Annotated in this window: 18 protein-coding genes and 1 tRNA gene; 14 read left to right on the forward strand and 5 right to left on the reverse strand. The window is 39.5% G+C overall.

From position 1 onward, the window contains the following. The first annotated feature begins 77 nt into the window (after positions 1-77). Both LPB86_RS06970 and LPB86_RS06975 read left to right on the forward strand, forming a co-directional pair. Positions 78-1,181 (forward strand): DNA replication/repair protein RecF, encoded by a 1,104-nt coding sequence (locus LPB86_RS06970; RefSeq protein ID WP_230642049.1) that lies wholly within the window; start codon positions 78-80, stop codon positions 1,179-1,181. After that, entirely contained in the window at positions 1,174-1,464 is a 291-nt protein-coding gene (locus tag LPB86_RS06975) for a DUF721 domain-containing protein (protein WP_230642050.1), read from the forward strand. The genes LPB86_RS06970 and LPB86_RS06975 overlap by 8 nt, the downstream gene beginning before the upstream one ends. Before the next feature lie 11 nt (positions 1,465-1,475). Here the strand turns inward: LPB86_RS06975 and LPB86_RS06980 are convergent, their stop codons facing one another. The 3 genes from LPB86_RS06980 to LPB86_RS06990 all read right to left on the reverse strand — a co-directional run bounded on the left by LPB86_RS06980 (position 1,476) and on the right by LPB86_RS06990 (position 2,944). Further along, entirely contained in the window at positions 1,476-1,637 is a 162-nt protein-coding gene (locus LPB86_RS06980) for a hypothetical protein (RefSeq protein WP_230642051.1), read from the reverse strand. A gap of 48 nt (positions 1,638-1,685) precedes the next feature. Beyond that, positions 1,686-2,417 carry an FKBP-type peptidyl-prolyl cis-trans isomerase gene (locus tag LPB86_RS06985; protein WP_230642052.1) on the reverse strand — a complete coding sequence of 244 codons (732 nt, stop codon included), beginning with the start codon at positions 2,415-2,417 and terminating at the stop codon, positions 1,686-1,688. Positions 2,418-2,524: 107 nt separating this feature from the next. Continuing rightward, positions 2,525-2,944 (reverse strand): nucleoside-diphosphate kinase, encoded by a 420-nt coding sequence (locus LPB86_RS06990; RefSeq protein ID WP_230642053.1) that lies wholly within the window; start codon positions 2,942-2,944, stop codon positions 2,525-2,527. A 182-nt stretch (positions 2,945-3,126) separates the two neighbouring features. On the opposite strand from LPB86_RS06990, the gene LPB86_RS06995 reads away from it, so the two are divergent. The 8 genes from LPB86_RS06995 (at position 3,127) to LPB86_RS07030 (ending at position 11,564) form a co-directional block, all read left to right on the forward strand. Next, complete coding sequence (locus tag LPB86_RS06995; protein ID WP_230642054.1) at positions 3,127-4,137, forward strand: bifunctional oligoribonuclease/PAP phosphatase NrnA; 1,011 nt, start codon at positions 3,127-3,129, stop codon at positions 4,135-4,137. A gap of 55 nt (positions 4,138-4,192) precedes the next feature. Beyond that, positions 4,193-5,188, forward strand: a complete 996-nt coding sequence (locus LPB86_RS07000; protein WP_230642055.1) for an FKBP-type peptidyl-prolyl cis-trans isomerase — start codon at positions 4,193-4,195, stop codon at positions 5,186-5,188. A gap of 92 nt (positions 5,189-5,280) precedes the next feature. After that, complete coding sequence (locus LPB86_RS07005; protein ID WP_230642056.1) at positions 5,281-6,048, forward strand: TatD family hydrolase; 768 nt, start codon at positions 5,281-5,283, stop codon at positions 6,046-6,048. A 6-nt stretch (positions 6,049-6,054) separates the two neighbouring features. Further along, the gene (locus tag LPB86_RS07010; protein WP_230642057.1) at positions 6,055-7,071 is read left to right on the forward strand and encodes an asparaginase; all 1,017 of its coding nucleotides are present in this window, start codon (positions 6,055-6,057) and stop codon (positions 7,069-7,071) included. A 79-nt stretch (positions 7,072-7,150) separates the two neighbouring features. Continuing rightward, on the forward strand, positions 7,151-8,572 hold the full coding sequence (locus LPB86_RS07015) for a rhodanese-like domain-containing protein (RefSeq protein ID WP_230642058.1): 1,422 nt from the start codon (positions 7,151-7,153) through the stop codon (positions 8,570-8,572). A 1-nt stretch (position 8,573) separates the two neighbouring features. Next, positions 8,574-9,539 (forward strand): YpdA family putative bacillithiol disulfide reductase, encoded by a 966-nt coding sequence (locus tag LPB86_RS07020; protein WP_230642059.1) that lies wholly within the window; start codon positions 8,574-8,576, stop codon positions 9,537-9,539. Between the two features lie 27 nt (positions 9,540-9,566). Beyond that, positions 9,567-10,538: a polyprenyl synthetase family protein gene (locus LPB86_RS07025; protein WP_230642060.1), complete on the forward strand. Its 972-nt coding sequence runs from the start codon at positions 9,567-9,569 to the stop codon at positions 10,536-10,538. Between the two features lie 63 nt (positions 10,539-10,601). After that, positions 10,602-11,564 (forward strand): acetyl-CoA carboxylase carboxyltransferase subunit alpha, encoded by a 963-nt coding sequence (locus LPB86_RS07030; protein WP_230642061.1) that lies wholly within the window; start codon positions 10,602-10,604, stop codon positions 11,562-11,564. 92 nt (positions 11,565-11,656) lie between these two features. Here the strand turns inward: LPB86_RS07030 and LPB86_RS07035 are convergent, their stop codons facing one another. After that, positions 11,657-14,692 carry a DUF2723 domain-containing protein gene (locus tag LPB86_RS07035; RefSeq protein ID WP_230642062.1) on the reverse strand — a complete coding sequence of 1,012 codons (3,036 nt, stop codon included), beginning with the start codon at positions 14,690-14,692 and terminating at the stop codon, positions 11,657-11,659. Between the two features lie 227 nt (positions 14,693-14,919). Here LPB86_RS07035 and LPB86_RS07040 point away from each other — a divergent pair. From LPB86_RS07040 to pth, 4 genes are all read left to right on the forward strand, one after another. After that, a tRNA-Gln gene (locus LPB86_RS07040) sits at positions 14,920-14,990 on the forward strand. 72 nt (positions 14,991-15,062) lie between these two features. Continuing rightward, positions 15,063-16,004, forward strand: a complete 942-nt coding sequence (locus LPB86_RS07045) for a ribose-phosphate pyrophosphokinase (RefSeq protein ID WP_230642063.1) — start codon at positions 15,063-15,065, stop codon at positions 16,002-16,004. A gap of 65 nt (positions 16,005-16,069) precedes the next feature. Then, positions 16,070-16,648, forward strand: coding sequence for a 50S ribosomal protein L25/general stress protein Ctc (locus tag LPB86_RS07050; RefSeq protein WP_230642064.1), 579 nt, complete (start codon positions 16,070-16,072; stop codon positions 16,646-16,648). Between the two features lie 101 nt (positions 16,649-16,749). Then, on the forward strand, positions 16,750-17,310 hold the full coding sequence (gene pth, locus LPB86_RS07055; RefSeq protein WP_230642065.1) for an aminoacyl-tRNA hydrolase: 561 nt from the start codon (positions 16,750-16,752) through the stop codon (positions 17,308-17,310). A gap of 8 nt (positions 17,311-17,318) precedes the next feature. Here pth and LPB86_RS07060 read toward each other — a convergent pair whose 3' ends face one another. Continuing rightward, positions 17,319-18,905 carry a response regulator gene (locus LPB86_RS07060; RefSeq protein ID WP_230642066.1) on the reverse strand — a complete coding sequence of 529 codons (1,587 nt, stop codon included), beginning with the start codon at positions 18,903-18,905 and terminating at the stop codon, positions 17,319-17,321. Between the last annotated feature and the right edge of the window lie 7 nt (positions 18,906-18,912).

Raw genomic sequence — 18,912 nt, forward strand, 5'->3', positions numbered from 1 at the left:
CTATAACGTTATTTAATTCGAGTTTAACAGATTGGGTATGAATTAACGAAGCTAAACGGTAACTTTGAGGCTTCACTATGTGGTTAAAAAACATTACCCTCCTTAACTTTAAGAACTATACGGATGCTGATTTGCGTTTTTCTAAGGCTGTAAATGCATTTGTTGGAAATAATGGAGCAGGGAAAACGAACCTGCTTGATGCCATACATTATCTTTGTTTGTGTAAAGGATATTTTAATCCGATAGATACGCAGCAAATCAAATCAGGAGAGGATATTTTTTTAATTCAGGGAGATTTTGACAGGAAAGAGAAAAATGAGAAGATTACCTGTGGAGTAAAGCGGAACCAAAAAAAGCAGTTTAAGCGAAATAAAAAAGAATATGATAAGCTTGCCAGTCATATTGGTTTGTTTCCACTGGTTATGATTTCGCCATATGATGTAAACATCATTATGGATGGGAGTGAAGAGCGTCGCCGTTTTATGGATAATGTGATTTCCCAAACCAATGCGCAGTATCTTGATGAACTGATTGCCTACAATAAACACCTGTTGAACAGAAATGCATTGTTAAAGCAAATTGCCTTAACAAGAAGGTACGACCCGGCTTTGTTACAGATTTTTGATGAGCAACTGGAGCTTTCGGGAAATAGGATCTACGAGAAGAGAAAACTTTTTATGCAGGAATTTATTCCTCTTTTTAATCAATATTATCGCTTTTTGACTGATGACAAAGAAGAGGTGGCTTTATCGTATTTATCCCAGTTAAACGACCATAATTTCGGTGACCTGCTTTTACAGTCAGTAGAAAAAGATAAGGTTCTGGAGCGAACAACAATGGGAATTCATAAAGATGACCTTATTTTTAGTATTCAGGATATGCCATTGAAAAAATTTGGCTCACAAGGACAGCAAAAATCTTTTTTAATTGCCCTAAAGCTTGCCCAATATGCTTACCTGCAAAAATATAAGGGATTTAAGCCCTTGTTGCTTCTGGATGACATCTTTGATAAACTAGACGACCACAGGATGCATAAGCTTATGGAGATGGTATCTCATCATGACTTTGGTCAAATCTTCATTACAGATACGGGCAAGGAGCGGGTATTGAATATTTTTGATAAAATACAGGTTCCAGTAACTATCTTTGAAGTAGATAACGGAGTAGTAAAGCATGCGTAAGCCAAATGACATTACCCTTAAGGAGGGCATCACTAAAATGCTATCTGTATACAGGTTGCGTGGTAAATTTGATGAGACAGGTATTGTGGCCATGTGGCCTGATATTATGGGTAAAGCGATAGCCAACCGTACCACACAAATCTATATTGCACATAAGAAGTTGTTTGTGCGAATTGAATCTTCAGTGATCAAAAATGAATTGTTAATGGTAAGAACCGGCATCATCCAAAAATTAAATGAACGTGCCGGTTCTGAAGTGATCACAGATCTTATTTTTCTGTAGCCAGGCCATTGTTAGAATATTTTACTAATCAGCCAAATAATTAAGGCGATTACTACAACTACGATAATAACACCTGCCCAAACGCCGGCTTTAAAAATGCTTTCAACTACAGAGCAACTGGCAAGGGTTGTCATTAAAAACGCTACAATACCGAGTGGAATATATCTTTTCATAATTTTTTGTTTCCTATACCAACAATAGACTATGAAAATGGTTTTAGATTATTTTCCGTTCACTTTAAGTAGTTCAATTTCAAATACAAGGGTGCTATAGGGTGGAATGTCTTGCCCTGCTCCACGCTCTCCATAGGCTAAATTGTAAGGAATAAACAGGCGGTATTTGCTGCCGGTAGACATCAATTGCATGCCTTCTGTCCAGCCTGCAATCACGTTATTTAATGGTAATGATAAGGGCTCGTTTCTATCGTAAGAACTGTCAAACTGTTTGCCATTAAGCAATGTGCCTTTATAATGGGCAAGTACAGTATCTGTAGCTTTAGGTTTAATGCCATTGCCTTCTTTAATGACCATATATTGTAAACCACTGGCTGTGGTTTTAACACCCGCTACTTTTTTATTGCTTTCTAAAAATGCTTTGCCTTCTGCTATATTGCCGGTATATTTTGATTTGTTGGCCTGGGTAAATGCTTTGCTGATGGAAGTTTGAGCTACAGTGGAAGTAAGCATCACCTTATTGCCGGTAAATACATCTCTTAAGCCCTTAACCAGCAAATCGTAGTTTAGCGTGGTTAGCCCTCTTTCTTTTAAGCCTTCAGCCATCGATATTCCAAAAGCATAACTTGCAGAATCCAGGGTGTTTTTTGCAAACGCAGTTGCTACAGGTTTTTTAGTAGTCACTACAGTTTTCTTTTTAACTACGGTTTTACCTTTTGTTTGCGCCATTGTGGTAAAAGCGCTAATTGGGATTAGAAGAGTGATAATAAGTAATTTCATTAAGAATTTGTTTTAAGCTGGAAAGTTATGGATTTTATTAAAAAAATAAGCACCCTTTTTTGGGGTGCTTATTTTTGAGTTGTACTCATTTATTTCTGGAGTATGTTCTAGAAACGCTCGTTTGCAGCGAAGAAGAAGTTTCCTTCAATTTCTGCATTCTCATCGCTATCAGATCCGTGCACAGCATTAGCATCGATAGATTTAGCATATTTTTGACGGATAGTACCTTCAGCAGCATCAGCCGGGTTAGTAGCGCCAATTAATTTTCTGAAATCTTCTACTGCATTTTCTTTTTCCAGAATGGCAGCAACAATAGGTCCTGAAGACATAAAGCTAACCAGGTCACCATAAAAACCACGCTCTTTATGAACTTCATAAAATTTACCAGCAGTTTCTTCTGTTAGTTGTGTATACTTTAAGGCAATGATTTTAAAACCAGCTGTAGTAATGTCGTTGATGATTGCTCCGATGTGTCCGTTAGCAACAGCATCAGGTTTAATCATTGTAAAAGTTCTATTTGTGCTCATGTTTCTTTTGAATTTTTTTGCAAAAGTACACATTATTAGCTAAATATTAAACTGAAAAAACCAGCTTAAGGACAAATACTCGGCTCTAAAGCCTGTATTTTTGTGGTCAAATACTGTTATTAACCAGTCAAATTTAATGCTGTTCATTTCATGATTAAATTATTAGCTTTGTGGCCGAAATTATGTTGACTCTACCTGAATTAAAATCATTGCTGGCAACGCCGCAGAAAATCGTAATCACTACGCACCATAAACCAGATGGAGATGCGATGGGATCTTCTTTAGGTTTGTACGCCTATCTAATTCAAAAGGGACACCATGTTAAGGTAATTACCCCAACAGATTATCCTTATTTTTTACATTGGTTGCCTAACAACTCAGACGTCATTATTTATACAGACAATAAGGAGCAGTCAGACGAACTTGTTAAAGATGCTGCGCTGATTTTCTGCCTCGATTTTAATACGCTAAGCAGAATCAACGAATTGGGCGAAGTAATCAGGGCGGCAGATGGTTATAAGCTGATGATAGACCATCATCTTGAGCCGGAAGATTTTGACGACTACCGCCATTGGAGTATCAATGCATGTGCAGCGGCACAGTTGGTGTATGATTTTATAGTAAATGAACTGGAAGACGCTGCTGCAATGAACAAAGACATTGCAACTTGTCTATATACAGGCATCATGACGGATTCGGGATCTTTCCGCTTTCCTTCAGCTAACTCTGCGGTTTACAGAATAGGGGCTGATTTGATTGACCTTGGTGCAGAACATTGGAAAATCCATCAATTGGTGTATGATAATGCCACCGAAAACCGCCTGCGTTTTCTTGGACATTGTTTGACCAATAAACTTGAAATTTTAAGAGAATACAATACAGCCATCATCACCGTTACTGCAGATGAGCTTAAGCATTTCCAGATTGTAACCGGCGATACTGAAGGAATTGTAAATTATGCGCTTTCCGTTAACGGAATAAAACTTGCGGCATTTATCATAGAACGAAGTGATAAAGTTAAATTATCTTTGCGTTCTACAGGTGATTTTCCTGCCAATGAAATCTGTAAAAAGTATTTTGGTGGCGGAGGCCACAGAAATGCGGCTGGCGGCGCGTCCGAAAAATCACTGCTGGATACCACAAATGAGTTTAAATCTATTCTGGCAGAATACAAAACGCAATTGTTACAATAAAAAAAAGACAACAAAAAGAAATCAATATATAACACGAAAAACACAAAAAAATACAATGAAGAAGAGTTTAGTAATCCTTTTAGCGGCAACAGTTAGTTTGTCTGCTTGCAATAACTTCAAAAAAGGACCAGGTGGGTTATTATATAACATCCACAAATCTGAAGGAAAAGAGAAAATTCAGGAAGGTGACATCATCAAATTGAATTTCATTCAGAAAAGTGAAAAAGATTCCATCATGGCCAATACTTATGATGCAGATCAGCCACAAGTATTTCCGGTAGCGAAAAAAATGTATGCTGGTGATATGAATGATGTGCTTTCTTTGTTTGGAGAAGGTGATAGTGCAACTTTTAAATTGAACCTGGATACGATGGCCAAATATTCTGGTCAGCCTAAACCAATGGGTACAAAAGATACGTACATGATCTTTACCGTTAAGATTGAAAAAGTATTGAAAAAAGCTAAAGGCGAGGCGGATTCAACTTTCCAGAAAAAAGCACAGGAGTTTTTCCAAAAAGACTACCAGGCAACTGTTGAAAGACATAAAAATGCTGAAGATGGAAAAATTAAAAAATATATTGCTGACAATGATTTAAAAGTAGTAACCACTGCTTCTGGTTTGCAATATGTGATTACTACACCTGGTTCTGCGCAAAAACCAGTAATGGGTGATACCATCATGGTAAATTACACTGGTAAATTGACAACTAAAAAATCTGATGGTAAAGAAAATATTTTTGATACGAGCGATCTTAAAGTTGCTAAAGAATCAGGTAAATTTAATCCTGCTGCTCAATATGGTCCACGTGCATTTACTTTAGGACGTGCAATTCCTGGATTTGATGAAGGTTTACAATTGATTGGTAAAGGCGGAAAAATCACCATGATTATCCCTTCAAAATTAGCTTATGGTCCATCTGGTATGCCACAAGGCGGAATCAGTCCTTACACTCCATTGGTGTTTGAAGTTGAATTGTCTGACATTAAAAAGCCTGCTCCAGGTGCTTTAGTACCTCCAGCGCCACCAGTTGCCGCAGTTCCTGGTAACTAGGTAAGTTTTAAAATAAACATACTTGAAAGCCCTGTCCGATTTTCGGATGGGGCTTTCTGCTTTAGCTAATTTTGTTTTCCTTAACTTTGTATATGTTTTTAACTGACACACATACCCATTTATATTACGAAACTGACGAGGTAAAACAAGCAGAACTGATGCAACGTTGTCTGGACAGCGATGTAACGCGCTTGTTTCTTCCAAATGTAGATATTGCTTCAATTGCTAAAATTGATGCCCTGGTGCAAAAATATCCTGACAATTGCTTTGCTATGGCTGGTCTGCACCCCTGTGATGTAAAAGAAGATTATGAACTGGTATTGGATGAAATTTGCGAAAGTTTAATGGACCGGCAAATCTATGCCATTGGGGAAATTGGGATAGACTTGTACTGGGATAAGACTACGCTGGACTTTCAGAAAGCTGCATTTAAGGAGCAAATTAAGTGGGCTAAAGATCTTGATTTGCCAATAGTAATTCACTGTCGTGAGGCATTTGCAGAGGTATTTGAGGTTTTGGAGCAGGAAAAAGATGAGCAATTGCGTGGCATTTTGCATTGTTTTACAGGTAACCTGGATCAGGCCTTAAAAGCAATTGAATTGGGGTTTTATCTTGGAATAGGTGGAGTAGTGACCTATAAAAATGGTGGATTAGAGGATGTGCTGAAACACATTCCGCTGGAACATATAGTGCTGGAGACAGATTCGCCTTATCTTGCACCTGTGCCCTATAGAGGCAAGCCTAATGAAAGTAGCTACCTGGTGTTCATTGCGCAAAAGGTGGCAGACATCTATGGCGTATCTGTTGAAGAAATAGCCAGGGTAACTACCTCGAATTCTAAAAAGATTTTTTTAGTTTAGCGGTTCATGACAAAACTACTCATCATATATACTGGTGGTACCATCGGTATGGTCAATAATCCCAAAACTGGCGCACTAATTCCATTCGACTTTGATCAGATTAAACAAAATGTGCCGGAATTGGACCGTTTAAACTACGTTCTTGAAGTGCATTCCTTTGATCCAATTCTGGATTCTTCTGATATGCATCCGGATATTTGGGCTAAGCTTGCACGGATTATTGAAGTGAGGTATCTTGAATTTGATGGTTTTGTGATTTTGCATGGTTCTGATACAATGGCTTTTACGGCTTCGGCATTGAGTTTTATGCTGGAAAACCTTTCTAAGCCTGTAGTGTTGACCGGTTCTCAACTGCCTATAGGTGAAATACGTACTGATGCGAAGGAGAATTTGATTACAGCGCTTGAGATTGCGGCGACCAAGAAGCAAGGTAAAGCTATGGTTCCTGAAGTTTGTATTTATTTCGATTACCAGTTGTTTAGAGGAAACCGTGCCATTAAGTATAACTCTGAAAAGTTTGAGGCGTTTAGAACGCCAAATTATCCTAAGCTTGCCGAGGCGGGTGTGCATCTTACTTTTTTTAAAAATTACATTAAACTGCAGCCAAAAGAGCAATTGCTTGTTCATACGGATATGAACGCAAATATCGGTGTGCTTAAACTGTACCCCGGAATTACCCCACAGGCTGTGCATGCCATTACCAGATCTTCTGTACACGCCATTGTGCTGGAAACATTTGGCTCTGGCAATACCACCACTGCAGCATGGTTTGTGGAAAGTTTACAGGAGGCTGCTGATGCTGGAAAGCTTATTGTAGATATTTCTCAGTGTATGGGTGGCTCTGTGGAACTCGGTAAATATGAAACGAGTAAAAAACTAGAGCAGATGGGGGTTATCAGCGGGCATGATATGACTTTTGAAGCTACGGTAACGAAGCTGATGTACCTTATGGGACTGAACTTGCCCGTAGAAGACATCAAATTCTGGATGGCCCAGTCTATTCGTGGAGAACTTACGGCATAAGTAAAACTTCTGTAATATGACCACAATCACTTTAGTTACCCGCTAATTAGGTTATTTTTGTATTTTAATAAGGCATTTAATGAAGATAGAGCAAATTTATACCGGATGTTTGGCTGAGGCCGCCTACTATATTGAAAGTAATGGCGAAGCCGCAATTATAGACCCTTTACGGGAAGTTGATCCGTATCTTAAAAAGGCACAGAAAGACGGAGCAAAGATCAAATATATTTTTGAAACCCATTTTCATGCTGACTTTGTTTCTGGTCATATTGACCTGTCTGAGAAATCTGGGGCACCAATTGTATACGGCCCTACCGCGCAAACTAATTTTGATGCGCATATTGCCATAGACGGTGAAGAGTTTAAAATTGGAGCGCTTACCATTAAAGTGTTGCATACACCAGGGCATACACCAGAATCTACTACATTTTTATTGCTGGATGAAAATGCGAAGCCTTACTGCATATTTAGTGGAGATACGCTATTTATTGGTGATGTTGGGCGTCCTGACCTGGCTCAAAAAGGCGATCTCACCATAGAGGATATGGCGGGAACATTATATGATTCTTTGCATAATAAAATTTTAACCTTGCCAGATGAGGTACTTGTTTATCCTGCACATGGTGCAGGTTCTGCTTGTGGTAAAAATATGAGTAAGGAGACTTTTGATACCCTGGGTCATCAGAAAGAAGTTAACTATGCTTTGAAAGCAACATCCAAAGAACAATTTATCAAAGAAGTGACGGATGGTATTTTGCCGCCTCCACAATATTTTGCTAAAAATGCAGCCATTAATAAAAATGGTTATGAAAGCGTAGATCAGGTTTATCAGAAAGGTTTAAAGCCATTAGCTGCGCAGGAATTTGAGGAACTGGTAAATCACACTGGAGCGGTGATCTTAGATACCAGAGATCCGCAGGTGTTTGCAAAGGGGTTTATTCCTTCTTCTGTGAATATAGGTTTGAACGGACAGTTTGCGCCATGGGTTGGTGCTTTGATTACCGACCTTACCCAGCCAATTGTATTGGTTGGCGAAGCCGATAAAGCACAGGAAGCGATTACGAGATTGGCGCGTGTTGGCTATGATGCTACTATTGGTTACCTTGAGGGTGGAATTGAAGCATGGAGAGCTGCAGGTAAAGACCTGGATACAATTTCTTCTATCACGGCAGCAGAATTTGAGGCTATTGTAAATAAAAATCCTGATGTAAATGCACTGGATGTTCGCAAACCAGGCGAGTATGAGGCTGAGCATTTGGAAAATACATTGACCAGGCCATTGGATTATATTAATGAATGGACAACTGAAATCAATCCTGAAAAAACGTACTATATTCATTGTGCCGGAGGTTACCGTTCTATGATTGCAGCATCTATATTGAAAGCCAGAGGCGTAGAAAATGTAATTGACATTGCTGGTGGTTATGGTGCTTTAAAGGATACAGGTTTACAGCGTACAGACTTTGCCTGTCCATCTAAGGCTATGAAAGCTACCGTGTAAAATGGATGAATACGATGTTTTAATTATTGGAGCCGGACCTATTGGGATGGCTTGTGCCATAGAGGCCACAAATGCCGGTTTAAGCTACGTCATTGTAGAAAAGGGAGCGCTTGTGAATAGTTTATATAACTATCCGGTATTTATGACATTTTTTTCTACTTCTCAGAAGCTGGAAATTGGGGGCGTGCCTTTTGTTAGTATTCATCCTAAGCCGAATCGTAATGAGGCCGTAGAGTATTACAGGCGTGTTGCTGAAAAATTCTCTTTGAACATACGTCTTTTTGAACGTGTGGAAGAACTTCAAAAGAGGGACGATGAGCGATTTACAGTTAAAACTTCCCGACAGCATTATAATGTAGCTAAAGTAGTGATTTCTACAGGCTTTTATGATGTGCCGGTAATGATGGACATACCCGGAGAAAATTTGCCCAAGGTAGCACACTATTATAAAGACCCGCATTTGTATGCATTTCAGGATGTAGTTGTGGTAGGGGCCAACAACTCGGCTATAGACGCTGCCCTGGAAACGTACAGGAAGGGTGCCAGGGTTACGCTGGTGATCCGTGGTGGCAGCCTTGGCCCTAATTTAAAGTATTGGGTACTCCCTGATATTGAAAACAGGATTAAGGAAGGTGCGATAAAGGTTTATTTTAATGCAGAATTGACTGAAATTGAAGAAGATGCCGTGTGTATTAAAACGGAAAAGGGGATGCTGAAGATTGAAAACGATTTTGTAATTGCAATGACCGGCTACAAACCAGACTTTGAGATGCTGCGTAAATTAGGCGTGGAACTAGACGCTAATGGAAATCCTGCTTATGATGCTGAAAGTATGGAAACTAACCTTCCCGGTTTATATTTAGCGGGTGTAGTTTGCGGAGGTGTTGATACCCATAAATGGTTCATAGAAAATTCCAGGGTTCATGCGGAGCAGATTTTTGCTCATATTAAAGGAAATTTAAATTAAGTTTGTGAACACATTTTTTTACCCTTAATGCCGGGAATAAATCAAATTAAACAACCAATAGCAAAAGATATTGAGGTCTTTGAAGAAAAATTCAAGGCATCAATGCACAGCGATGCACCGTTATTGGATCGTATTACGCACTACATTGTTAAGCGTAAGGGTAAACAAATCAGACCCATGTTCGTATTCTTTGCGGCAAAATTATGTGGGGGCATTATTGAATCTACACACCGGGGTGCTGCACTTGTAGAACTGTTACATACCGCTACGCTGGTTCATGATGACGTAGTTGATAATGCCTATGAGCGCAGGGGCTTTTTTTCTATCAATGCATTATGGAAAAACAAAATTGCCGTGCTTGTTGGAGATTATCTACTGGCTAAGGGACTATTGCTTTCTGTAAATAACAACGAATTCAGGTTGTTGCAAATTGTTTCTGAAGCGGTTAAACAAATGAGCGAAGGAGAACTGCTACAGATTGAAAAAGTACGCAGAATGGACATCAGTGAGGCTTTGTACTTTGATGTTATCCGCCAAAAAACCGCATCCCTAATTGCTTCTTGCTGTGCCTGTGGTGCCGCTTCTGCTGGTGCAGATGAAGAGACGATTGAGAAAATGCGTCTTTTTGGAGAAAAGGTAGGCATTGCTTTCCAGATAAAAGACGATACGTTTGACTTTGGTACAGATGATGTTGGTAAGCCGCTTGGTATAGACATTAAAGAGAAAAAAGTAACACTCCCTTTGATATATGCTTTAAATAAAGCAGATAAGGCAGAAAGGAAGAAGATCATTAGCCTGGTAAAAAATCATCAGGACGATCCTGTTAAGATTCAGCAGATTATTGATTTCGTAAACAGTAAGGATGGTGTGTACTATGCCAATCAGAAAATGGAAGAATATCAGCAGGAAGCATTTGATATTTTACATAGTTTTGAGCCCGGCGATGCGAGGACGGGCCTGGAGCAGCTAGTACGTTATACTACCGACCGCAAGAAATAAGCACCAAGTAAATTGCTTTTCTTTCTGAGTTTTAAATAAAATGCCTATTTTTACCGCCCACTTATGGAACAGATAAAAACGTCATTTGATTTTGAAAAACCTATTGCTGAATTAGTACAGCAGATTGAAAAAATCAATCAGGTTGCCGATAAGACAAAAGTAGATATGTCTGCTACTTTAGCAGAATTACAGGAAAAACTAGCCACTACCAGGGCCTCCGTTTATAGCAATTTAACAGGATGGCAGGAAGTTCAGCTTTCACGCCATGCAGAGCGTCCTCAGACGCTGGATTATATCAATATGATTTGCGATGATTTTATTGAAATGCATGGGGACAGAACTGTAAAGGATGATAAAGCGATTATTGGCGGTTTTGCTACCATTAACGGGCAAACGGTAATGATTATCGGTCATCAAAAAGGTAAAAATACCAAGGAACGTCAGTACCGTAATTTTGGAATGGCAAATCCTGAGGGTTACCGTAAAGCATTGCGCTTGATGAAACTTGCCGAAAAATTTAACAAACCTGTCATTTCATTTATTGACACCATGGGTGCGTACCCAGGTCTGGAAGCTGAAGAGCGCGGACAGGGAGAGGCCATTGCCAGGAACCTTTTAGAAATGTCACTTTTAAAAGTTCCTATTCTTTGCTTTGTAGTAGGTGAGGGTGCATCTGGAGGTGCATTGGGTATCGGGATTGGTGATAAGGTTTACATGCTTGAGCATACCTGGTATTCTGTGATCTCTCCTGAATCATGTTCTTCTATTTTATGGAGAAGCTGGGATTATAAGGAAAGAGCAGCAGAGTGCTTAAAACTCACTTCTGCTGATATGTTTAAAAACAAATTGATTGATGGTATCATCAAAGAACCTCTTGGCGGCGCACATCAAAACCCTGAAGTAATGGGTGAAACCCTTAAAGCTCAAATTCTTAAGGATTTGGCAATACTAGGTAAAGAAAAATCAGATAAACTTGTAGCCACACGTATAGACAAGTTCTGTGCAATGGGTGTAGTGGTAGATTAATTTTTTTCTACGGAGCATTATAAGAAACATATACATAAAAATGGCCCGCAACTTTAAGTTGCGGGCCATTTTTATAATAACCTATTTTGGATTTACTGTCCCTGCATTTGGCCGTAAAACTGGCCAAATCTCATTTCAAGTGCCTTAAACTGGTTGGTAAGTTGTTCGGCTAATTTTGCTTGCTTTTGATCTGTTGTGGTTCTTGCCATTTGGTTTAAGAATGAAAGTCCAAGCCTTACATTTTGCTCTCCTACAAGTCTGTTTTTGCTTGCTGACACATCTGCCAGATAGCTTAATTCTTTCTGGATGAAATCAGCAGATTTCTGAATGAGTGCATTTGCCCTTGCGGTTTCGCCCAATACATATAAGTTCTCGGCCATAAAATAGGTACCCATCATGGAGCGCATGCCATAGAAACGGGTAGGCATGACTTCATAATATTTGTCTACGGCTTTTTTGGCTTCTGCAATTTTGCCTTCTCTAAGCAAGCCCGAAATGGTATTGTTAAATACGTTGGCAAAAATAGAAATGTCATCAGAGGATTGTGGATCCAGATAGCTGGCATTTTTAATATTTCCCCATACAAATTTGTTCATGACATTGTTGTATAGTACAGGAGTATTTAGCAGCTCAGCACTTTGTGATGAGGTGTCTGCTTTTAGCGGTAATAAGCGTAAAGCCAGGCCCTCATTATACAGATACTTATCTAAACCATTAAATTGCTCTGAAGGCACTGTACTGGCAAAATAAATTGGTCTCTTCCAGTCGTTATGAGCTAGGATATCAAAGAAAGCCAGGGTGCCTTTAGTTACGTAGCCTTTGTTGTATGTCCAGAGAAGCTCTGGTGCAATTTTAGAGGCATCGGCAGCACTTACGGTTCCTGTTTTAATAACATCTGCGGGATTTACGGTTAACTTGAAGTTTTTAGTTGGGATAAAGTTTTCCTTTGAGCCATTTTGTAAAGGGACTTTATCTTCATCATTGTCAGATAACAATACCTGTACAATGTTTTTTAATTCTACAGAACCCTCCAGTTTGTAATCCTGGTAATACATAACATCTCTAACACCTTGTACATATTGGGATTCATTCATGGTAATCGGTAATGGCGCAGATTCATTCTGTTTCCGCTTCATTCCATTGATGTACCAATCTGTATCAAATAAGCTAAGATTCACGAGGCGAATATCAGGGCGTATGTTTTCTACTTCCTGAGCATACCACAATGGATAAGTATCATTGTCACCATAAGTGAAGAGAATTGCGTTTGGTGCGCAAGATTGAAGGTAATCTACCGCAATATCATGCGCTACCATTTTGGTAGAACGGTCATGATCGTCCCAGCCTTGTGCGGCCATGATAACCGGTGCGCAGAAAAGGCAAATGACAGTGGCTCCGATGGCACCCTGTGCCGGACTTAATTTCTTAAATACCCATTCTTTAATAGCCAGTACACCAAGACCTATCCAGATGGCGAAAGCATAAAAGGATCCTACGTAAGCATAATCTCTTTCACGAGGTTCTAAAGGCTTTTGGTTCAGGTACAGCACAATGGCGATACCGGTAAAGAAAAAGAGCAATCCTACAATTCCTGCGTCCTTTTGATTGCGTTTAAAGTGCCATACCGCACCAATAATTCCGATAATTAAAGGGAGGAAGAAGAAACGGTTATAGGCTTTGCTTTCTACTATTGTTGGGGGGAGATTTTTCTGATCGCCAAGGAAGATAGCGTCAATTGGCTTGATACCACTTAACCATTGCCCTTCATAAATGCTGCCCTGACCTTGATCGTCATTTTGACGTCCTACAAAATTCCAGAAGAAATAGCGCATGTACATGCTGCCGATCTGGTACTTCATTAACCAGCCTACGTTATCAAAAAAGCCCGGGAAATGACTGTCGTCAAAGCCCATCATATCTTTATAGTATTCTACGTGTCGGCTATCGTCGCTAAACATCCTTGGGAACAGAGTGGTTCTGTCGTATTCATAGTCGGTTTTATTACCAGCTACTTCATATTTTTCGGCACCTTTTCTGTATAAGGTTTTTCCTTCAGTAAGGTTTGTTTTTTCTGAATTATAATTGGGACCAAACAATAAAGGTCTGTCGCCATATTGTTCCCTATTTAAGTAGCTCAAAAATGCAAAGGCATTGTCTGGATCACTGTTATTTAGATTCGGATCGGCCTTAGCGCGAATAACAATCATTGAAAACGACGCATATCCGAAAATGATAAGTACTGTAGATAATAAGGCCAGGTTTAAGATTTTCTTTTGGTGCTGTATAGAATAACGGATGGCCCAAACCAGCAATCCAATAACGAGCAGGGCAAAAACAAGCACGCCTGTTCCAAATCCGAGGCCAAGTGTGTTGACGAAAAACAGGTCGAAATATGCACCGCCGCTTACCAGATACTGGATAATTCCATATTGAATTACTGCGAGGATCAGGATGCCAATGAGGCCTGTCTTAAAAATTCCGGATGTGGTAGGTTTATCGGTTTTTTTGAAATAATAAACAAAGGCAATGGCGGGGATGGTTAATAAGTTTAGTAAGTGGATACCAATAGAAAGGCCCATGATGTATGCAATGAACAATAACCAGCGGTCGGCACGTGGCTCATCAGCATTGGCTTCCCATTTCATGATTCCCCAAACTACTATTGCGGTAAACAGGGAAGAGAGTGCATATACCTCTGATTCTACAGCAGAGAACCAGAAACTATCAGAAAAGGTGTAAGCCAGGGCACCTACTGCACCGGCACCCATTACGGAAATCAGTTGTGCAGTGGTTAACTCTTCGCCGGATTTAACAAACATCTTTCTGGCAAAAGCTGTAATGGTCCAGAATAAAAACAAAATGGTTGCTCCGCTGGCTACTGCAGAGCCTACATTCATAAAGTAAGCTACTTGTTTTAAATCTCCGCCAGCAAAAAGAGAAAAGAATCGCTGTATCATCAAAAATAACGGGGCACCAGGCTGATGTACAACTTGCATTTTAAGTGCAGATGCAATAAACTCACCACAGTCCCAGAAACTTACCGAAGGTTCTAAGGTTAGAATATAGGTTGTTGTGGCGATAAAAAAACAAAGCCAGCCAGTGATGTTATTAATTTTTGAATAATTCATTATGATATAAAAGTTAAACTTTGAGGGCTAAAAATGCTGCCGAAATTAAAGAATAAGATTGATAATTGGATATTTATTGGTCAGGTTTAACATATTTTAATTTCATTTTAAGCTGTAAAACTGGCGGTTGAAAAAAAAAGTGATTTTTTTTTCAAATGTATTTGCAGATTTGAAAAATGTGCGTAGATTTGCATTCCAATTCAGAGCAAGCGTTTTGAACGGAAGATTGCCCGATAGTATAAAGGTAGTACAACGGTTTTTGGTACCGTTTGTCTAGGTTCGAATCCTGGTCGGGCAACAAAACATATTCGGATTGTGAGTTAAAACGCAATCCGATTTTTTTTAACCCAGCATTGATACCCACTCAATCATGCCATTGCAATTTAACCCAGTTAAACTTTTCGCCGGAAGTGGCACAAAGGAATTAGCAAACAAAATTGCCGAAAGTTACGGCAAGCCGTTAGGTAACGTAACCTTAAGTAAATTTAGCGACGGGGAATTTCAACCTTCTTATGATGAATCTATACGAGGATGTGATGTATTCCTGATTCAATCTACCTACCAGCCTTCAGATAATTTAATGGAACTGCTACTGATGGTTGACGCGGCTAAAAGGGCATCTGCGCATTACATTACTGCCGTGGTACCTTATTATGGTTTGTCTAGACAAGACAGGAAAGATAAACCAAGGGTTGCTATAGGTGCTAAACTGGTGGCAAATTTGATGAAGTCTGCCGGGATTCACCGGATTATGACCATGGATTTGCATGCCGCACAGATACAAGGTTTTTTTGATGTTCCTGTTGATCACCTGGATGGTTCTGTAATCTTTGTACCTTACATTAAAAGTTTGGGACTTGAAAACTTAACCATTGCATCACCAGATATGGGTGGTTCTTACAGGGCGCGTACTTTTGCCAAGTTTTTTAATGCAGAAGTAGTAATTTGTGATAAACGTCGTAAACGTGCAAATGAGATAGAATCGATGTCTATTATAGGGGATGTGACAGGGATGGACATTGTGTTGATGGATGACATTTGTGATACTGCTGGTACCTTAGCTAAAGCTGCAGCTTTAATTATGGAGAACGGTGCTAAAAGTGTTCGTGCAGTTTGTACGCATCCGGTTTTGTCTGGTAACGCCTATGAAACCATTGAGAACTCTATGCTTACTGAGCTTATTGTTACGGACACCATACCGTTGAAACAGAGCAGCCCTAAAATAAGGGTACTGAGTACAGCTTCATTATTTGCCAAGGCAATTGCCAATGTAAATGAGCATGGTTCTATCAGCGACCTTTTTACGGTTTAATATTAGTAGAATAAAACAATATGATGGTGTTAAAGCCGTCGCAATTAACAATAAATAAATAAAAAATGAAAACAATCGCAATTAGCGGTTCTCCAAGAGAGAACGTAGGGAAACGCGATGCTAAAGAGCTTCGCTATGAAGGCAAAGTTCCTGCAGTATTGTATGGTGGAAAAGAGCAAGCACACTTTGCTGTAATTACTACTGAATTAAAAGATGCTATTTATTCTCCTGAAGCAAGCTTCGTAGAAATTGATCTTAACGGTACTAAAACTAAAGCTATCATTAAAGATATGCAGTTTCACCCGTTAACTGACCTTTTATTACACATAGATTTTCTTCAGTTGTTTGAAGATAAAGAAATCGTAATGGAAATCCCTGTTAAATTAACAGGAACTTCTCCAGGTGTTAAAATGGGTGGTAAACTTGTTCAAAAATTGCGTAAACTTCGCTTAAAAGCTTTACCTTCAAACATGCCTCAGGTTGTTGAAGTGAGCATTGGTAAATTAGAAGTTGGTAATTTATTCAGAGTACGTAACCTGGTAGCAGGAGACTACACTGTTTTAAATACTCCTGAAGATACCATCGTTTCTGTTGGTATGTCTAGAGCATTGAAACAAGCAGAAAACGCTGCTGGAAAGAAATAGTTTCAATTCTAACTGAATTAAGAGCGGTTGGTGCCTATGCATCAACCGCTTTTTTTGTTTAAAACTTTTATCTTTGGCAGAATTTACTGGATACTTTAAAAATGAAATATTTAATAGTTGGCTTGGGGAACATTGGGCCTGAGTACGCGCATACAAGGCACAACATTGGTTTCGATATTGCTGATGAACTGGCTAAACAACTTGGCGGAACTTTTTCTAATCTAAGACTGGCCTATTATGCAGAGCTTGCTTACAAAGGGAGGAAATTGCATGTGATTAAGCCTACTACCTTTATGAATTTGAGCGGTAAAGCAGTAAATTACTGGATGCACGAACTTAAAATTGCGCCTGAAAATGTGCTTGTTATTGTAGATGACCTGGCCATCCCTTTTGGGAAGCTACGGTTAAAACTTCAGGGAAGCAGTGCCGGTCATAATGGTTTAAAGAGCATAGAAAGTGTATGTGGAGGCCAGAATTATCCACGTCTCCGTTTCGGCGTGGGTGATAATTTTCCAAAAGGGCGCCAGGTAGATTATGTGCTCGATCTATTTGATAAAGAAGAACAACCTGAACTACCTGCTTTGATTGATAAAAGTGTAGCGCTGATCCAGAGCTTTGTAACCATTGGTCCCGCTCAGACGATGACCAACTTTAACAAGTAGCTATTTTGCTATTTTTTAATCAGGCTACTGATTTTAAGGTGTAAATCTTGCGGGTTAAATGGTTTGCTCACAATGTCATTTGCTCCGGCCTCAATAGCAGTTTGTTTATCGGAAGCCATTACAGCAGCAGAGAAAGTGATGATAGGAATGGCTTCTTTTCCTGGAACATAGCCCTCCCTGATATGCCTGATGGCCTCAAGGCCATTCATAACTGGCATATAAGTATCCATTAGAATCAGGTCGTAATGGTTTATTTTTAATTTGTCCAACGCGTCTTGTCCGTTTTCTACTACATCAGGTTCAACGTTCCAGCCTTTTAGGATTTTAACAATCAGGAATTTATTAATTGGATTGTCTTCTGCGATGAGGATTTTGACGTCGTTAAATGCTTCTGGTTCTGTAGCATTTGCTGTTTTGGTTATAGTTGGATTTTGTAAAACTTCGTACCAGTTTGTAAAACAGAAGACACTTCCTTTAGATTCTTCACTGCTAACTTCAAGGATGCCTCCTTTAAGCTGAGCGAGGTTCCTTGCGATAGATAGTCCCAGGCCTGTACCACCAAATTGCACTGTTGTTTTATCCTCTGCCTGTTCAAAAGTCTCAAATATTTTATCAATGTTGGCCGGAGCGATGCCGATTCCGGTGTCAATCACCGAAAACCTGATCTGCAGGTTATTCCCCTTTCGATCCAGGATTTCAACCTTTAACGTTACACTACCTTCTGTGGTAAACTTTATGGCATTACCTATCAGGTTCATCAGGATCTGATTTAGCCTTAGAGAATCTGCCATTACCATTAAAGGCAGATCTTTATCCAGATCAATGATCATCTCCAATCCTTTCTCCTTAGCACGGATTTTTAGCAGGTTTACTACAGCCTGGCAAAGTTTAGGTAATTCTGTTGCTGCCCGGTTGATTTTAAATTTACCTGCTTCGATTTTAGAAAGGTCAAGGATGTCATTGATGACCCCGAGCAAGGAATTGGATGAGGTTTCCAGTAACCCAATCATTTCTTTCTGATCTTCTGTAAGTGGAGTTTTATCCAGCAGGTGGGTTAAGCCAATAATTCCGTTAATTGGAGTTCTTATTTCATGGCTCATATTGGCGAGGAAGTTTTCTTTAATTCTTTTGCCCTGTTCTGCCTGTTCCCTTGCTTTAATAAGTTTTTTCTGGTACTCTTCTAACTCCTTATTTTTTTGCTTTACATCTCTTTGAAAACGCACCAATTGAATAAAGGAATCAACCTTGGCTGAGGTTACATAAGGATTCAGTGGTTTGTATAGATAATCTACTGCGCCCGTATTAAGGCCTCTAACAGCATATTTTGTTTCAGTAGAAATAGCGGTAACAAATATAACAAGGATATCTTTGGTGCGGGGGTTACTTTTTAAGATTTCTACAAGTTCAAATCCGTCCATTTCAGGCATTTGAACGTCTACCAATGCAATGGCAATGTCCATTTCCCAGGAGAGGCGCAAAGCTTCATTGGGCAAGGTGGTACTGATCAGGTTTACATCATCCCTTTGCAGCAAAGCTTCGAGCGCAATGATGTTCTCCGGACGGTCATCAACAATTAATATATTAATCTTCTCCATAAATTTA

Origin of the sequence: Pedobacter sp. MC2016-14 (assembly GCF_020991475.1) — a bacterium.
Lineage (GTDB): Bacteria > Bacteroidota > Bacteroidia > Sphingobacteriales > Sphingobacteriaceae > Pedobacter.

What these genes read in the sequence shown, in the direction of transcription:
- LPB86_RS06970 (WP_230642049.1), top strand. Translation starts at nt 78, where the DNA reads ATGTGGTTAAAAAACATTACCCTCCTTAACTTTAAGAACTATACGGAT.
- LPB86_RS06975 (WP_230642050.1), top strand. Translation starts at nt 1,174, where the DNA reads ATGCGTAAGCCAAATGACATTACCCTTAAGGAGGGCATCACTAAAATG.
- LPB86_RS06980 (WP_230642051.1), bottom strand. Translation starts at nt 1,637, where the DNA reads ATGAAAAGATATATTCCACTCGGTATTGTAGCGTTTTTAATGACAACC.
- LPB86_RS06985 (WP_230642052.1), bottom strand. Translation starts at nt 2,417, where the DNA reads ATGAAATTACTTATTATCACTCTTCTAATCCCAATTAGCGCTTTTACC.
- LPB86_RS06990 (WP_230642053.1), bottom strand. Translation starts at nt 2,944, where the DNA reads ATGAGCACAAATAGAACTTTTACAATGATTAAACCTGATGCTGTTGCT.
- LPB86_RS06995 (WP_230642054.1), top strand. Translation starts at nt 3,127, where the DNA reads ATGTTGACTCTACCTGAATTAAAATCATTGCTGGCAACGCCGCAGAAA.
- LPB86_RS07000 (WP_230642055.1), top strand. Translation starts at nt 4,193, where the DNA reads ATGAAGAAGAGTTTAGTAATCCTTTTAGCGGCAACAGTTAGTTTGTCT.
- LPB86_RS07005 (WP_230642056.1), top strand. Translation starts at nt 5,281, where the DNA reads ATGTTTTTAACTGACACACATACCCATTTATATTACGAAACTGACGAG.
- LPB86_RS07010 (WP_230642057.1), top strand. Translation starts at nt 6,055, where the DNA reads ATGACAAAACTACTCATCATATATACTGGTGGTACCATCGGTATGGTC.
- LPB86_RS07015 (WP_230642058.1), top strand. Translation starts at nt 7,151, where the DNA reads ATGAAGATAGAGCAAATTTATACCGGATGTTTGGCTGAGGCCGCCTAC.
- LPB86_RS07020 (WP_230642059.1), top strand. Translation starts at nt 8,574, where the DNA reads ATGGATGAATACGATGTTTTAATTATTGGAGCCGGACCTATTGGGATG.
- LPB86_RS07025 (WP_230642060.1), top strand. Translation starts at nt 9,567, where the DNA reads ATGCCGGGAATAAATCAAATTAAACAACCAATAGCAAAAGATATTGAG.
- LPB86_RS07030 (WP_230642061.1), top strand. Translation starts at nt 10,602, where the DNA reads ATGGAACAGATAAAAACGTCATTTGATTTTGAAAAACCTATTGCTGAA.
- LPB86_RS07035 (WP_230642062.1), bottom strand. Translation starts at nt 14,692, where the DNA reads ATGAATTATTCAAAAATTAATAACATCACTGGCTGGCTTTGTTTTTTT.
- LPB86_RS07045 (WP_230642063.1), top strand. Translation starts at nt 15,063, where the DNA reads ATGCCATTGCAATTTAACCCAGTTAAACTTTTCGCCGGAAGTGGCACA.
- LPB86_RS07050 (WP_230642064.1), top strand. Translation starts at nt 16,070, where the DNA reads ATGAAAACAATCGCAATTAGCGGTTCTCCAAGAGAGAACGTAGGGAAA.
- pth (WP_230642065.1), top strand. Translation starts at nt 16,750, where the DNA reads ATGAAATATTTAATAGTTGGCTTGGGGAACATTGGGCCTGAGTACGCG.
- LPB86_RS07060 (WP_230642066.1), bottom strand. Translation starts at nt 18,905, where the DNA reads ATGGAGAAGATTAATATATTAATTGTTGATGACCGTCCGGAGAACATC.